The organism is Lutibacter citreus (assembly GCF_003260195.1).
GTDB classification, from domain to species: domain Bacteria; phylum Bacteroidota; class Bacteroidia; order Flavobacteriales; family Flavobacteriaceae; genus Lutibacter; species Lutibacter citreus.
In genome coordinates this window covers 134,523-151,305 of sequence record NZ_QEIH01000006.1, presented here as the reverse complement: position 1 = coordinate 151,305, position 16,783 = coordinate 134,523, and the positions used below count along the sequence as shown (strand labels likewise).

Sequence of the window (16,783 nt, the reverse complement as noted above, 5' to 3'; positions counted from 1 at the left end):
AGTACAAAAAATGAAAAATTATAAAATATATATAGTCGGATTGATTGCACTTTTAGGGTCTTTACAATCTTGCGATACAGAAACTTATTTAGAGGAGATAAATCCGAACCAAGTTTCTTCAGATACTTATTGGTCTGATTTAACAGAGTCAGAAAATAATTTAACATCAGTTTATGGTGGGTTATTAAATCAATATCTATGGAATATTGACAACGAAGCTTTAAGAAGTGATATTGGTTTTCCAAAAGACAGAATAAGACCTTTGGCTACGGGTTATGAGTGGCATTCACAACAATTTACAAACACTGTTTCTACACACTATTTTAAAAATTGGAATGCGATGTACAGAGTAATCTGGAGAGCCAACCAAGTTATTGAAGGTTTAAATGGAATGGAAGAACTATTTAAAGGTCAAGAACGTTGGACTACTCAAATGGCTGAGGCAAGGTTTATGAGAGGGTTAATGCATTTTTATGCACATTCTAATTATAACCAAGGGAAAATTATTATCAGAGATAAAATACCTACAAGTTTAGCTGAATATTCAAAACCACTTTCTACTTCAGAAGAAGCAATTGCATTTTTCAGAGAAGATTTTAAATATGCATATGATAATTTACCAGATATTCAGGATAAAAAAACAAGAGTTTCTAAGGGTACAGCAGCTACTGTTTTAGGAAAAAGTTATTTATATACGGAAGAGTATGATTTAGCCATCCCACTATTAAGAGATGCCATTGATGGTCCTTATGGATATGATTTATTAACAGGTGATGATGTTAGTTTATTATTTACACATGCCGGAGATTATAATAAAGAATCTATTTTAGAGATTAATTATACAGACCAACATCAAAGACTTATTTTATCTTCTGATGCTTGGGATGAAGAAGCTTATACAACAAGATGGGCAAGATATACGGCTCCTAACTCCTTAGGTGGAGGGTCAGGTCAATTTGTTCCAACATCTTGGCTAACATATGCATATTCTAACGAACCAATAAATACAAATGATATTCGTAATTATGTTACAGGTACAAATAAACAAAAAAGTGTGCCTTTACGCTGTGCTCAAATGATTGCGGTTGTTAATGACGAAGAATCTAAATATTATAATAGTACGCCAGGTTATGAGGTGGCATCTTTTGGAGGAACTGTTTTTTCATATTTTAAAAAATTAACAAATCATGATATAGCTGCGAATGAAGATGAAGTTTTATCATCATCTTGGGTGTCAGGTAAAAATGTAATTGTATATCGTTTGGCTGATGTTTATTTAATGCTTGCCGAGTGTTTAATTCAACAAAATGATATTGATGGAGGATTAAAATATATCAACGCTATTAGAAATAGATGGGGATTATTATTGCTAGGGCAAGATGATGGAACTGGATCTTATGATGGTGTTACATACACAAAAGAAACATTAATGAATGAATTAATGTATACAGAAAGACCATTGGAATTAGCTTTAGAAGGTTATGCTGAAAGAGCTATCGATTTAAGAAGATGGGGAGTTACAAAACAGCGTTTTGAAGAGTTAGCGGCTAGTGAATATAATTTAGTAAATTATGCTTTCACAAAAGCAGATGGAACAACGGGTAAAGGAAGTTTAATTCAAAAAGGACCTACTGTAACTGATAATTTAGATGTAAATAAAGAGTTTGATGAAGCTGCTGTAAATTTTATTGAATCTTTACACGCTTATTTACCGCTTCCAACGGATGAATTATTGTATAACCAAGAAGTAAATTAAAAACGAGAATTATGAATACAAAAATAAAAACATGGGCAATTTTGTTGTTGAGCGTTATTACTTTCACAACAAGTTGTACAGATGATGATATTTCACTGGCGGAAGATTTTATTGGAGTTAGTGATGACTTTTCAAGTTTTAAATGGTACACAAGTGGAACTAAAACAACCTCTCGTGAAAGTGAAAAAGTAATAAATTTAGATACTTACGTTGGTTTTTTCGATGTGTCTGAGAATGCATTAAGTCACCAATGGACTATTCCAGAATCTGGGAAGTTTTTGAATAAAGAGTTTACAGAAACAGATTCTATTTATGATAAATTTATTGTTCCTTCTACTTCATTAGTTTCAAATGATGATTTAATTAATGTGCTTTTTACGGAGGCAGGAGTTAAAGAAGTTATACTTTTTGATACATTTAAAGATTCAGTAACTGATGCTGTTTTGGTAGGAGACTATTGGCAAGTTGAAAAAGTATTTACTATTGATGTTTTTAAAAACACAAATCCTGAGTGTAAAGTGTTTAAATATGATTATAGTGTAGACCCTGAGAACCCAACATTAGTTGAAGTAATAACTTTAGATGCTTCTCAAGATCCAACTGAAGAATCAGCAAGTAGCTGGCCAACGGTTTCTATTGAAGCGGGTGAGGAATTAGTATATGTAGATAAAAGTACAATTGGGAGACCTTCTTCTAGAAAGTTTTATTTAAATGGAGGAAAACCAGATGTAAGTTCTAAAGATACAGCTGTTATTAAATATAATAAATTAGGTGTGTTTACTGCAAACATGGAGTCTTCGAGAGCTGGAGATTCAATACCAAAATATACTAGAAATAAATTAATTCCATTAAATATTGAAGTATTGCCTTCAACAAAACCATTTGTAATAGGTGGTAATGCTCAATTGGAAGATCGTGTTATTTCATTCGCTGTAACAGGTGAGGCTGCTGAAGCTGTAAATCAGAAAGATTTCTTTACTGTTCATGTTACAAATGAAGCAGCAGGATTTGATCAAAATGTAGCAATTGAATCTGTTTCAATAAATAAAGAAGATGCAACTTTAATTGAAATAAAGTTAGTTGATGCTGTATTTAATACAGATGAAATAGAAGTTTCATTTAATGGAGGTAATATTGTTTCTGTTGATGAAAGAGTATTGGTAGATTTTGATGCAGTTCCGGTTAAATTTGATTTAGGTGAAAATGTACTTGATAATGATTGGAGTAGTTATGAGAAGAACAGAGCAGATTTTTGGAAATCGGCTATGCTATTTGGATATTGGGTAGGTAATTCTAATGATGATAATGGATCAACTTCAGCTCCAATTTGGCAACAAACAGATGAGAAAGTATTTGAAGGTAATTTTAGCGTTGTATATCAATTTGATTTATCTAAAAATATGACATTACAAGGTTCAGATTTTTCTAAACCTAACGGAATTCCTGAAGGAACTTATAGAATATCTTACATGATATATTTGGAACCTGGAAATACAATGAAAATGTTTACAACAGCAATTCAAGTACCTTTTCAATTATTAGAATGGGACATTGAAAATTTACCAAGAGGTGAATGGGTAGAAATAAGTCAAGTTGTTACAACTGGTGCAATACCATCAGGGAAACGTTTTGATTTGAAGGTTGATATATCTAATAATCCAGGAGTTTCTGGTGCTCAAAAAATGTATTTTGATGCTGTAAAATGGATACCATTGGTTCCTAGAACTTAATAAGTAAATGAGTTTGATTGTAATTTGCAATCAAACTCATTATTTAAGGCAAATGTTATTATGAAAAGTCTGTAGTTTTGAAAAATGTTTTTCTAACTTCAGATTTTTTAACTTTAATAAAATTATAAAATGAAATTAAGGTATTTAGTAAATAGTGTTATAGCAATTGCAGTATTTGGAGTTCTTATTATCTCTTGTAAAAACAAGAATCAAAACAATGGTTTTGTAAAATTGCACAATAGTAAAAACTGGACTGGTTGGTATCTGAAAATTAGAAGTGGAGATATGGAAATGGCGAACAAAGTGTATTCCATAGAAGATGATATGATTCATGTATTTAATGATCAATTTCCAGATTCAATAAATTTAAATACAGGCAAGAATGATACACATGGGCTGTTTTATACCAAAAAAAAATACAGTAAATTTATTTTGAGATTCGAATACAAATGGGGGACTAAAATAGCCAATAATTTCGATAAATTTCAATATGATGCGGGTTGTTATTACCATGTTACAGATGATAAAATTTGGCCTAAAGGAATTGAATATCAAGTAAGGTACAATCATATTAAAAATGAAAACCATACAGGAGACTTTTGGGCTGGAAATTTATTGCAATGGTATACAGCAGAAGGCGGAAATACTTTTTTAAATCCAGATAAAGGAGGTATTCTTCAACCAATGAAAAACGGAGAGCATTTAGCCTCTAAACCATCTAAATTTAACGGATTAAATGATAAGTGGAATAAGTGCGAAGTTATTGTAATGGGAGATAAATATTGTATCCATAAATTAAATGGTGAAATAGTAAACATGGGAGTAAATCTTAAAGTTAGTGAAGGGATAATTGGTTTTCAATCTGAAACTGCTGAAATTTTTTACAGAAATATAGAAATTAAAGAATTTGATAAAGAACTTCCAATTGGAGAATTTTTAGATTAGAAAATGTATGCCTATTAAATTTAATAAAGTCGTTATTTATGTTATTCTGAACAGTAGTAAAGAATCTCACACTGTTAAAATTAAAAATATTTAAAAAGGCTTTAAAATTAAAGAATCACAAATACCTTATTTTAAAAAAACAAAGGATGAATAATAACACTTGGGCAAAAGTTTATTATGTGCTTAGTTTGAAAGGCAATCAGTGACCGATTGCTGAGCACATTCGAAGTACAAGGAAATGTAATAACAAAAAATGGAGAACCAAAAATAAAAATTATGAATAAGTTTCTATTAATGCTTTTAGGTCTGCTTTTGGCCGTTTCATGCGGTAAAGCAAAAAAACAAGAAGAAGCAATAAAACAAGAAGTTAAACAACCAAATATCATTTATATTTTAGCGGATGATTTAGGTTATGGTGATTTAAGTTGTTATGGTCAACAAAAAATTAAAACTCCAAATATTGATGCTTTAGCAACCAGAGGGATGAAATTTACACAACATTATACTGGTTCTGCTGTTTGTGCACCTTCTAGATCTTCATTAATGACTGGTGAACATACAGGACATACACCAATTAGAGGAAATAAAGAATTAAATGAAGAGGGGCAAATTCCTTTACCAGCTGAATCTGTTACAATTGCAGAAGTATTAAAAACAGCAGGTTATAAAACAGGTGCTTTTGGAAAATGGGGATTGGGTTTTAATGAAGGTGATCCAAACAATCAAGGGTTTGATGTTTTTTATGGGTATAATTGTCAGCGTATGGCACACCGTTATTATCCTCCACACCTTTGGGAAAATCAGAATAAAGTATTATTAGAAGGTAATGATTGGATAAATACGGTTACCTATGCTCCGGATAAAATTCAAGAGGCAACTTTAAAATTCATTGAAGAAAATAAAGCAACACCATTTTTTGCTTATGTACCACTTGTGTTACCACATGCAGAACTTATTTCACCAAATGATTCTATTTTCAATAAATATAAAGGGAAATTTGAAGAAACACCATTAACAAGTGATGCTAGTTATACATCAGATTATGGACCAGATATTATTCCTAAAGAATATTGTTCTCAAGAAATGCCTCATGCAGCTTTTGCATCAATGATAGATAGGTTAGATGTTTATGTTGGTCAAATAGTTGATAAAGTAAATGAATTGGGGATTGCAGATAATACTATAATTATGTTTGCAAGTGACAATGGGCCTCATGCTGAGGGAGGTGCAGATCCAGAATTTTTCAACTCAGCAGGAGGATTAAAAGGAATAAAAAGGGATTTATATGAAGGAGGAATTCGTACTCCTTTTGTAGTTGTTTGGCCGGGAAAAGTTAAAGAAGGTAGCACATCTAACTTTGTTTCTGCATTTTGGGATATTATGCCAACAATAGCTGATATTACTAAAGTTGAAGGAGCAAAAGATATTGATGGAATTTCATTATTACCTACTTTATTAGGTGAAAACACACAAAAACAACACGATTATTTGTATTGGGAATTTAGTATTCAAAATGGTAGAAAAGCCATAAGAAAAGATAACTGGAAAGGTGTTTGGTACAATATAAAAGCAAAAAAACCAGGGGAATTTGAATTGTATGATTTATCGAAAGATATTAGTGAAAACAATAACTTAGCTAAAAATCATCCAGAAATAGTAAAAGAATTAAAGCAATTAATGGTTGATGCAAGTGAACCATCAGAATTATTTCCATTTTAAGATTGAACATGAAAATATTAAATAAATGTTTATATAAAAGCAATACTACTTTAGTTGTGTTGCTTTTATTTTTAATAGTGACTAATAGTTTATATGCTCAACTAGAGCAAACTGCAAAATCTAAAATAACAGATTTAGAGGTTCTTATTGAAAAAGCAGAAGAAGCAGGGATTGATGCTTCCAAAGAAAAAATGACAATTAGAACTGCTGAAGTGTTTCTTAAATATGCAAATTGGGATGAAAACCATTTAACTGAAAACACTAGTTATTTTAACGAAGTTCAAATTTATAGAGATAATGCAGCTAAAATGGCGGCAGATTTACCAGATTTTGAAAGAAATGAAATTGTTTTAATGTTAGATGACGCAACAACATATTTAACTAAACTAATTAATGGTGAATTAAAGAGAAAACCAATTCCTAAAATTGATTGGGCAAAGGTTTCAATAGAGGGTAATAAAGTTGTTCAAAATGGGAAACCAGTATTTTTAGATGATTATACTTGGAAACCGAGTATACCTGAATTAACCGAGTATTTTGGTGATAAAGATGGGGTTTTTATGACTCCAACTTCTGTAACAAATGCCAATGGTACTATAAAAGATAATTTACTCAACGATATTCAAAGCAAAACGGATGGAGGGAGATTTGGAAGTGTGTTTTTAAATCATAAAAATGTTCCTAATTGGGCAGAAACTAAATACGGTCCTGGCTTTAAAATGCGAGAAGATACTTATACGGCTTATGATATTGATAATCCCGGAGCTCTAGAAATGCAAGGATTGCTACTTGGTGGAACTGTACCTCAAATGGCTAATAAAAAATATACAGAATTGGGTTATATGTTAGCCAATGAACCTCATTTTATTACCACAAAAGATGGAAGTAAAAAAGTTTGGGCTAGCGGACCTGTTTCAGAATTTACAAAAGCTAAGTTTAGAATTTGGCTGAAAACAAAGCATACTTCAATTTCAGATTTAAATGCTTTATGGGGTAAGAGTTTTTCATCATTTAATGACATTACAATTGATATTCCTATTGAAATATCTTTAAGAGGAACACCAATGTGGTACGATTGGCAACGATTTAATATGGATCGGGTAACAGAATGGTTTTCATTTTTAAGAAGTGAAATTCAAAAACATGACTCCAAAGCTAAAACCCATATTAAGTTAATTCCTAAAATGTGGAGTGGAAACGCAAGAGATTATGGATTGGATTTTGAAGCGTTAATGAGCCAGAGTGAAATTTTAGGAAACGATGCAGGCTCGCATAATAATTATATGTGGGGACCAACTGAAGAATGGGAAAGTCGTTATAATTTTGAATGGAGAGAATTGGCAATGTCTTATGATTTTTTCAAATCAATAAGTCTAAATAAAATAAATTATAATTCAGAAGGACATTTCTTATCAACAACTAAATCAAGAGATTTATATCAAAAAAAATCATATGCGCGTATGACTTATTGGTTGGCATATGTTCAAGGTTTAAATGTTGTTCAAACGTGGTATTGGTCAAGAAGAGAAGATGGTTCTGTAAGAAATAGTTCAGATAAAGGATATGCAGGTTCCAACAATCAGCAACCAAGAGTAGTGAATGAAGTGGCATCAACTTTAATGGATTTAAATACATTTTCAGAAGATATTACAGTTTTACAAAATTTAAGAAAACCAATTCGTATTTTTTATTCCGAGGCATCAGCTTTAAATAAAACCAATCATATGGATGGTATTTTTGAGCTTTATGAATCGCTATACTTTGAAGGTTTATCCCTTGGTTTTGCAACTGAAAACATTATAAAAAAACAAAATAACTCTTTATGGGATGTAGTGTTGGTTTATAATACAGAGTTTGTTACAGAAAGTGAATTAGATGGACTACAAGAATATTTAAATAATGGAGGAACTATTATTTTAGATTCAGAAAGTTTAAAGAAAAATGAATATGGTGAACCTCATACGAAAAGTTTAAATACAGATAATGGAGGTGTTTTAATTTCAGGATCAAGTTTTGGGGATATTTCTTCAAAAGCATTAGATTTAATGGAAGCTAAAAACAGATTGCCAAATGTGATTTTAACAGAATCTAACAGTTTAAACTTAAAAGGGTGTACATGGAGGTCTTATAAAAATAATGCAGGTGAAAATGTTGTTTCAATAGTTAATGTAGGGAAAGAAAGCGCCTCTGTTAAGTTGGTTTTAAAAGGAATATCAAATTCGGAAATAACTAATTTAATTACTGGAGAAAAAATAAAATCTCCATTTATTATGAAGCCCGAGGGTGTTCTTTTATTGGCTGTTTCAGAAAAAAAACTTGCGGTTAAAAATTTTAATATTGAAGTTATTGGAGAAACTTGTCCAAATGAAAAAAATGGAAATGTAAAAATTTCAATTGATGGAGATGAAGAATTTACAGCAGATTTAAATGGTGTGAAAAAGGTTTTTACAAATGAAGTTGAATTTGAAGATATAGCACCTGGTTCTTATATTTTATGTATAAAATCTTTAAATAGTTTAGAGCAATGTTATAAGGTAAAAGTGGAAAAGGCTTCAGAAATTTCAGGGAAAATCAGTTTTTTAAACCATAAAGCTTCAGTGGAAATTATAAAAGGAACAGCACCGTTTAATGTTCAAGTTAATGGTGAGAATGTATTGAATACCTCTATGAATAATTTCTTAATTGATATTAAAACGGGTGATAAAATTTCTGTAAAATCAAATGTAACTTGTGAAGGTTCATTAAATGAATATATGATTAAGGCATTTCCAAACCCAACAAAGAGTTATGTGGAAATACCATTAAATGTAGAAGAAAAATTAGTTGAAGTAGAATTGTTTAATTTTCAATCTCAAAAACTTTCAACAAAAGTAATTAAAATTCAAAATGGTAAAATTCAATTAAATTTAGAGCACTATCCAACAGGTGTATATATTGCGAAAATTAAACTTAAAAACGAACCGTTAATAACTGTAAAAATTTTGAAGGAATAAATAATTTTTCAAAATAAGGAACTTAAAAAAATGACTTTTATATAAAAGTCATTTTTTATTTTATAAATCATTAACTTAGAAAGTTAGTTTATTTGGGATGTAACTATTATTAAGTTTAATAGTTTGGTTTATATTTGTTGAAATTTAAAGGGAATTTATGAAAGGAGTTGTAACAAAATCTACAGGAAGCTGGTATACAGTTATTGATGATGATAATAATTCGATAGATTGTAGGTTAAAGGGTAAATTCAGAATTAAAGGAATTAAAAGTACAAACCCTGTTGCAGTTGGTGATTTTGTAAAATTTGAATATGAAGAAGGGAAAGAAACAGGAGTTATTAATAAAATTAATGATAGAAAAAATTACATTATTCGTAAATCTGTAAACCTATCAAAACAAACACATATAATTGCAGCAAATATAGATATTGCTTTTTTAATTGTTACCATTGATAATCCGCCAACATTTACGGGGTTTATAGACCGGTTTTTGGCAACTGCTGAAGCATATAATATAAAATCGGTTATTCTCTTTAATAAATTAGATTCTTACTCTGATGAGGAATTAGATAAATTAGCAATGCTTGATGAAACATATTCAGATATTGGTTATAAGTGCATTGCCATTTCTGCTACTAAAGGAATTGGTTTAGATGAAGTAAAAGAACTTATGGAAAACAAAACTACAATGTTTTCTGGTCATTCTGGTGTTGGAAAATCAACATTGATAAATGCTATTGAACCTTCTCTTAATTTAAAAACCAAAGAGGTTTCAAAACAACATAAACAAGGTATGCACACAACTACTTTTGCCGAAATGTTTAAGTTGAGTTTTGGAGGATATATAATTGATACACCTGGTATAAAGGGATTTGGAGTTGTAGATTTTGAGCCAAATCAGATTACAGATTATTTTCCAGAGTTTTTTAAAATAAAATCAGCTTGTAAATTTAATAATTGTATGCATATAAATGAACCAAAGTGTGCTGTAAAAGATGCTGTTGAAAATGGTGAAATTGCTTACTCTAGGTATGCCAGTTATATACAAATGGTTGAAGGAGATGAAGAACATTATAGAACAGATATTTATAGTTAAAAAATGAAAGTTGTTATTCAAAGAGTTTCTGAAGCTTCAGTAACAATAGATAATATAGTTGTAAGTAAAATTAATGACGGACTCTTAATTTTAGTTGGTATTGTATCTGATGATACCAAAACAGATATTGATTGGTTGGCTAAAAAAGTAGCTAATCTTCGTGTTTTTAATGATGAAAATGAAGTAATGAATAAGTCATTAAGAGATGTTGATGGAGAAGCAATTATTGTGAGTCAGTTTACTTTGCAAGCAAGCACAAAAAAAGGTAATAGACCTTCCTATATAAACGCAGCAAAACCTGATGTTGCCATTCCTTTATATAATCAATTAGTAAACCAGTTCGAAATAGAATTTGGGAAGAAAGTTGGAACCGGTGAATTTGGTGCAGATATGAAGGTTTCTTTAATTAATGATGGGCCTGTAACTATTATTATAGATACTAAACATAGGGTTTAGATTTGTAATATGACTTAAATCATAGAGGAATTTTGTTTTTTTTTGTTTTTTTGTAGGAAAATAATTCTATGAAATTCTCCATAAAGATTGCTATGGTAGCTTTGCTGCTGTATTCCACTATTTCTTATACTCAAGATTACGATTTTAACGTAAACTTAATTCCAGAAACTTTAAAAAAAGATGCTAATAGTATTGTAAGGTTAGATAATTTTTTCATTGAGGTAGAATCTCAAGATCAAATGACAATAAAGGTTGAAACGGCTGTGACAATTTATAATAAGTTAGCTGATAAATATGCAAATATCAGAATTGATTATGATAAGAGAAGGTCTTATAGTAATGTAAAAGCCTATATTTATAATGCTACAGGGAAAGAAATAAAAAAAATAAAAAAAAGCGAGTTTAAAGATTTCAGCGCTCAAGATGGCTTTTCACTTTTTAATGATGGTAGGTTAATATATTATAGCTATACTCCTATATCGTATCCCTATACTATTTATTATAGGTACGAAATAAAAACTTCAAATACTGCCTTTATACCTGATTGGATTTTAAATGGAAGCTACTATCAAAGTATTCAAAATGCAAAATTTGAGATTAAGTATCCTTCTGGAATTACTTTAAATAAAGTAGAAAAAAACTTTGAAGGTTCAGATGTTTTAAAAGTTGAAAAACCAGGTGTTTTATCATATGAAATTAAAGAAATACTTGCCTTAAAAAGTGAAGGTTATACACCGTCATTAAGAAAAGTGTTACCAACTGTACAATTTGGAATAAATAAATTTAGTTTAGAAGGAGTAGATGGCGAGGCCACAAATTGGAAAGATTTTGGAATATGGTACTATGATAATTTATTGAAAAACACTCAAGAATTAGATGAAGGAACAAAACAAAAAATACGAAGTTTAACTGCTAAAGTTGTCGATCCAGTTGAAAAGGCAAAAATAGTTTACGAATTTGTTCAAAATAAAGTAAGGTATATAAGCGTACAAGTTGGGATAGGAGGTTTTAAGCCAATGTTGGCAGCAGATGTTGATAGATTGGGTTATGGAGACTGTAAGGCTTTAAGTAATTACACAAAAGCGTTAATGGATGCTGCCGGAGTAAAATCAAATTATACTATAATTTACGGAGGCAGAACAAAAAGAGATATTTCTAATGAATTTTTATCTGTTCAGGGTAATCATATTATTTTAAACCTTCCAACGGATAATGGTGATATATGGTTAGAATGTACAAGTCAAAAAAATCCTTTTGGACATTTGGGGAGTTTTACTGATGATAGAGATGTTTTGGTTGTAACGCCAGAAGGGGGGAAGATAAAGCATACTAAAATATACAAATCAGAAGAGAATTATCAATTTACAAAAGGAAGTTATTCTCTAAAAGAAGGCGGAAGTATTGAAGCAAGTTTAATTATTGAATCATCAGGTACTCAATATGATGATAATTTAATGAGAAATGATGGAGAGAGTCCAAAAGAATTGGATGTACTGTTTAAAAAATATTTGTCGCACATAAATAATATTGAGTTCTCAAATATTGAAGTTTTAAACAACAAAAAAGAAGGTAAATTCATAGAGAAGCTAGATTTTACAGCAACAAATTATGGTTCTAAAACTAATAGTCAATTATTAGTTCCTATCAACGCTTTTAACATGTTAAATTCTGTTCCAAAAAAAATTAGAAATAGAAAGTTGCCATTTGTTATTTCAAGAGGTTATTTAGATGTTGATGAGGTTACTATAAAATTACCTAATAATTTAAAGCTTGATTATTTACCTAAAAGTACAGAGTTAGCTTCTAAATATGGTTCTTATTCATTAACCATAGAAAAAGTAGATGAAAGTAATATTCTTTTTAAAAGGAAATTACAAATAGATGCAGGTAACTACCCCAAAGAAGATTATGAGTTATATAGAGCTTTTTTGAAAAAAATTAAGAGGTATGATAATTCAAAAATGATTCTATCAATATAATCTAAAATTAAAATTATTTAATATGAAAAAGATTTTATTAACACTGATTACTTTTCTCACCTTAATTTCAGCAAAAGGACAAGATTATAGATTTGGAAAGGTTTCAAAGGCTGAATTAGAAGAAAAAGTGTATCCGTTAGACTCTTCAGCAAATGCGGTTGTTTTATATAAGAGTAGAAAAACATCATTTAATTATACCCAAGGAGAAGGGTTTCAACAAAGAACTGAAATTCATGAACGAATAAAAATATATAATAAAGAGGGGTATAAATGGGCTTCTAAAAATATTGAATACTATAAGCCAGATATTGGTGATGATGAAAGTGTATCAAAAATTTCTGCAAAAACGTATGTATTAGAAGGAGGTAAAGTAAAGGGCTATAAAATACAAAAAAGTCAAATTTTTGATGAAAAGAAGAATAAATTTTGGTCTCAAAAAAAAATAACAATGCCAAATTTATCTGAAGGTTGTGTTATTGAATGGAAATATAATATTTATTCGCCTTATAAAGGAATTAGTAAAGTTGAATTACAATATACTATACCAATTAAAAAAGTAGTTTGTGAAATTACGATTCCAGAATACTTTAAGTATAGTATAAAAGAGTTGGGGTATCTATCCATAAACAAGACTATTAGTGATAGAAATGATGAAATTTCGTTAATTTTTAAATCAAGAACTGGTCAAGGAGGAGGAGCTGTTAAAACTAATTATTCTACAGAAATTGTAAGGTATACAAGTAATATAGCAACGATAAATATGGAGAAAGTACCTGCTATATTAGAGGAAGATTATGTGGATAATATTAATAATTATAAATCCTCAGTTTATTATGAATTGTCTAGTGTTCAATGGCCAAATGAACCTGTCGAATCTTTTTCAACTACTTGGGGAGATGTAGTAGAAACTCTTTATAAAGATAGTGATTTTGGAGGGGAGTTAGAAAAACGTAATTATTTTAAAGATGAATTAACGGAACTTATAAAGGGAGTAACAGATGAAACAAAAAAGGCTTATTTAATTTTTGAGTTTGTAAAAAGAAAAGTAAAATGGAATAAATATTATGGTATTACCACAGATGAAGGAGTTAAAAGCGCATATAATAAAGGTGTAGGTAATATTGCGGATGTAAATTTATTATTAACAGCAATGCTTCAAGAAGCAGGTTTAAGTGCTTATCCTGTTGTTTTAAGTACAAGAAATCATGGGGTTCCAATTTTTCCAACCTTAAGTGGTCTTAATTATGTTTTAGCTTCGGTTAATATGCATGGAGAAATAATTTTATTTGACGCCAGTAAAAAGAATTCGAAACCTAATATTCTTCCTCAAAGAGCTGTAAATTGGAAAGGACTTCTTGTTGGAGCAAAAGGTAACTTTAAGCAAATTTCATTGTTAAATTCTCAAAAAGCGGGAATTAGTTCAACTATATCTACAAAATTGAATGGTGAAGGAGGAATTAAAGGTTTATGTAAAACAAAATATTCAAATTATTATGAAATGCTTTATCGAGATGCTTACGGAGATTTAAATGAAGAAGAATTAATGTCGAAATTAGAAGAAGCAAATGATAATATTGAAATTGAGAATGTTAGAGTAACTAACAAAAAAGAACTTTACAAGCCGCTTTCAGAGATGTTTACCTTTAGTAGTGTAGACCTGGTAATCACTTCTAATAATAAAATGTTTGTAAAACCCTTATTGTTTAATAGTATAAAAGAAAATAAGTTTAAACTTGAAAATCGGGACTACCCTGTTGATTTTACAACTACATTTTCAAAAAAAAATACTTCAATTATTGAAATTCCAGAAGGTTATGAGGTAGAATCATTACCTGAAAGTATCGCTTTTGGGTTGCCAGAAAGTTTTGGAGTTTATAGGTTCCAAATTTCGCAAGCAGGAAACAGAATAACTACATTATCAGAGTTGACAATTAATACTGTTATATACCCTGCAAGTTATTATCAAGAATTAAAAGAATTTTACAAAGAGATAGTTAAAAAAAATTCGGAACAGATTGTATTAAAGAAAAGTTCAGAATTATAAATAAAATACCAAACTTTCAAAAAATCAACAATTACTTTATACTATGAAAAAGATTTTATTAACATTGATTACTGTTCTTACCTTAGTTTCAGTGAAAGGACAAAATTATAAATTTGGAAAAATTTCAAAAATAGAATTAGAAGAAAAAGTGTACCCACTAGATTCTTCTGCGAATGCGGCAATTTTATTTAAAGACCGTAAAACCTATTTTAGGTATAAACAAAACGAAGGTTTTTATGTTTATACTGATATACATGAACGTATTAAAATTTACAATAAAGAAGGATATGATTGGGCTACTAAAAGAATTAGGTATTATGCTCCCGAAACGGGAGAGGATGAAGATGTCCATTCAATCGATGCAAGAACTTATGAGCTTAATAATGATAAAATAAAAGTTTATAAGCTTAAAAAAAATGAAATATTTAAAGAAAAACTAAATAAGTTTAGATCAGTTAAAAAGTTTACAATGCCAAATATAACTGATGGCTGTATTGTTGAATGGAAATATAAAATTTCTTCACCTTATAGAAGTATTGATAAAGTTGAACTGCAATATGAAATTCCAATAAAAAAAATTCAAAGTAAAATAACGATCCCAGAATACTATAAGTATAATAGAAAGCAACTCGGTTATAGCTCAATTGATATAACTAATGAGACTAAGAATGGTAGAATAAACTTAAATTCTAAAAATAGAACTGGTGATAAAGTAATTAAGACTGAGTATTCGAATGAGGTAATTGAATTTTTAGAGAATATTACTCTAATTGATAATGAAGATGTACCAGCAATAGTTGAAGAGGATTATGTAGATAATATTAATAATTATAAATCTAGTTTATCTTTTGAATTAGCTTCTGTAGACATGCCTGGTGCTGTTATTAAACATTATTCAAAAACATGGGAGGATGTTGCTAAAGCTATTTACCAAGAGGGTCATTTTGAGCTAGAACTGAATAGAAGCAGTTACTTTAAGGATGATTTAGAAATTATTCTTTCAAAAGTTTCATCTGATTCTGAAAAAGCAATTGCAATTTTCGAATTTGTAAAGAGTAAAATAAAATGGAATGAATACAATGGAATTACCACAGATGAAGGAGTTCGAAAAGCATATACTACTGGTGTGGGGAATGTTGCAGATATAAATCTAGTATTAACGGCAATGTTCAAAAAAGCGGGTTTAAGTTCTAACCCAGTCTTATCAAGTACTAGAAGTAATGGGATTCCAATTTTTCCAACTCTAAACGGGTTAAATTATGTGTTGTCTTCTGTAGAAATTGATGGAAAATTATTGTTGTTTGATGCGACGGAGAAAAATGCAGTGCCAAATATTTTACCCAAAAGAGCCATGAATTGGGAAGGTATTGTTGTTGGAGAACAAGGTTATTTTAATAAAATTTCTTTAACAAACTCACAAAAGTCAGAAATATCTTCAACATTATCCATAAAGATTGGAGAAGAAGGAGCAATAAGTGGGATGAGTAGAACTAAGTACTTAAATTATTATGCGATGCGTTATAGAAATACATATAACCATTTGAAAGAAGAAGAGCAAATTTCCAAGTTAGAAGAAGAAAAAGGAGGGATTGAAATAGGGAATATTAGAATTGGAGCCAAGAAGGATATTTATAAGCCAATAGATGAATTATTTACTTTTGAGGCTGAAGATGCAATAACTTCCGCAGGTGATAGATACTACATTAAACCATTATTTTTTAACAGTATTAATGAAAATAGCTTTAAGTTAAAGAATAGAGAATATCCTGTAAATTTCAATACTAAATTTTCTAAAAAGTATATATCAAGTATAGAAATTCCTGAAGGGTATGAAATAGAATCTGTACCAGAAGATATTGCGATTGGGTTACCGAATGAGTTTGGAGTTTACAGGTTTAAAATTACTCAAAGCGGAAAATCAATTAATGTGTTAACGGAATTATCCATTGATACTGTAATTTATCCAGCCACATATTATCAGCAATTAAAAGATTTTTATAAGGAAATTGTTAAAAAAAATGCAGAACAAATTGTATTAAGAAAAATATTAGCTAACTAGTTTTAA

Annotated in this window: 10 protein-coding genes; all 10 read left to right on the top strand. The window is 29.7% G+C overall.

The annotated features are described in order from the left end of the window. Nucleotides 1-10 precede the first annotated feature (10 nt). The 10 genes from DAD81_RS13695 to DAD81_RS13650 all read left to right on the top strand — a co-directional run bounded on the left by DAD81_RS13695 (nt 11) and on the right by DAD81_RS13650 (nt 16,777). Nucleotides 11-1,756, top strand: a complete 1,746-nt coding sequence (locus DAD81_RS13695; protein ID WP_111708846.1) for a RagB/SusD family nutrient uptake outer membrane protein — start codon at nt 11-13, stop codon at nt 1,754-1,756. A gap of 11 nt (nt 1,757-1,767) precedes the next feature. Further along, complete coding sequence (locus tag DAD81_RS13690; protein ID WP_111708845.1) at nt 1,768-3,486, top strand: hypothetical protein; 1,719 nt, start codon at nt 1,768-1,770, stop codon at nt 3,484-3,486. Between the two features lie 129 nt (nt 3,487-3,615). After that, on the top strand, nt 3,616-4,431 hold the full coding sequence (locus tag DAD81_RS13685; RefSeq protein ID WP_111708844.1) for a 3-keto-disaccharide hydrolase: 816 nt from the start codon (nt 3,616-3,618) through the stop codon (nt 4,429-4,431). A gap of 276 nt (nt 4,432-4,707) precedes the next feature. Then, nucleotides 4,708-6,150 (top strand): arylsulfatase, encoded by a 1,443-nt coding sequence (locus DAD81_RS13680; RefSeq protein WP_111709071.1) that lies wholly within the window; start codon nt 4,708-4,710, stop codon nt 6,148-6,150. A gap of 8 nt (nt 6,151-6,158) precedes the next feature. Continuing rightward, entirely contained in the window at nt 6,159-9,143 is a 2,985-nt protein-coding gene (locus tag DAD81_RS13675; protein ID WP_111708843.1) for a beta-galactosidase, read from the top strand. Between the two features lie 157 nt (nt 9,144-9,300). Then, on the top strand, nt 9,301-10,239 hold the full coding sequence (gene rsgA / locus DAD81_RS13670; protein WP_111708842.1) for a ribosome small subunit-dependent GTPase A: 939 nt from the start codon (nt 9,301-9,303) through the stop codon (nt 10,237-10,239). 3 nt (nt 10,240-10,242) lie between these two features. After that, nucleotides 10,243-10,695: a D-aminoacyl-tRNA deacylase gene (gene dtd / locus DAD81_RS13665; RefSeq protein WP_111708841.1), complete on the top strand. Its 453-nt coding sequence runs from the start codon at nt 10,243-10,245 to the stop codon at nt 10,693-10,695. A 68-nt stretch (nt 10,696-10,763) separates the two neighbouring features. Then, nucleotides 10,764-12,674, top strand: coding sequence for a DUF3857 domain-containing protein (locus tag DAD81_RS13660; protein WP_111708840.1), 1,911 nt, complete (start codon nt 10,764-10,766; stop codon nt 12,672-12,674). 22 nt (nt 12,675-12,696) lie between these two features. Continuing rightward, a complete protein-coding gene (locus DAD81_RS13655) occupies nt 12,697-14,718 on the top strand; it encodes a DUF3857 domain-containing protein (protein WP_111708839.1) in 2,022 nt (673 codons plus the stop codon). 43 nt (nt 14,719-14,761) lie between these two features. Continuing rightward, nucleotides 14,762-16,777, top strand: a complete 2,016-nt coding sequence (locus DAD81_RS13650; RefSeq protein ID WP_111708838.1) for a transglutaminase domain-containing protein — start codon at nt 14,762-14,764, stop codon at nt 16,775-16,777. The last annotated feature ends 6 nt before the right edge of the window (nt 16,778-16,783 follow it).

What these genes read in the sequence shown, in the direction of transcription:
- dtd (WP_111708841.1), top strand. Translation starts at nt 10,243, where the DNA reads ATGAAAGTTGTTATTCAAAGAGTTTCTGAAGCTTCAGTAACAATAGAT.
- DAD81_RS13650 (WP_111708838.1), top strand. Translation starts at nt 14,762, where the DNA reads ATGAAAAAGATTTTATTAACATTGATTACTGTTCTTACCTTAGTTTCA.
- DAD81_RS13690 (WP_111708845.1), top strand. Translation starts at nt 1,768, where the DNA reads ATGAATACAAAAATAAAAACATGGGCAATTTTGTTGTTGAGCGTTATT.
- DAD81_RS13660 (WP_111708840.1), top strand. Translation starts at nt 10,764, where the DNA reads ATGAAATTCTCCATAAAGATTGCTATGGTAGCTTTGCTGCTGTATTCC.
- DAD81_RS13655 (WP_111708839.1), top strand. Translation starts at nt 12,697, where the DNA reads ATGAAAAAGATTTTATTAACACTGATTACTTTTCTCACCTTAATTTCA.
- DAD81_RS13675 (WP_111708843.1), top strand. Translation starts at nt 6,159, where the DNA reads ATGAAAATATTAAATAAATGTTTATATAAAAGCAATACTACTTTAGTT.
- DAD81_RS13685 (WP_111708844.1), top strand. Translation starts at nt 3,616, where the DNA reads ATGAAATTAAGGTATTTAGTAAATAGTGTTATAGCAATTGCAGTATTT.
- DAD81_RS13680 (WP_111709071.1), top strand. Translation starts at nt 4,708, where the DNA reads ATGAATAAGTTTCTATTAATGCTTTTAGGTCTGCTTTTGGCCGTTTCA.
- DAD81_RS13695 (WP_111708846.1), top strand. Translation starts at nt 11, where the DNA reads ATGAAAAATTATAAAATATATATAGTCGGATTGATTGCACTTTTAGGG.
- rsgA (WP_111708842.1), top strand. Translation starts at nt 9,301, where the DNA reads ATGAAAGGAGTTGTAACAAAATCTACAGGAAGCTGGTATACAGTTATT.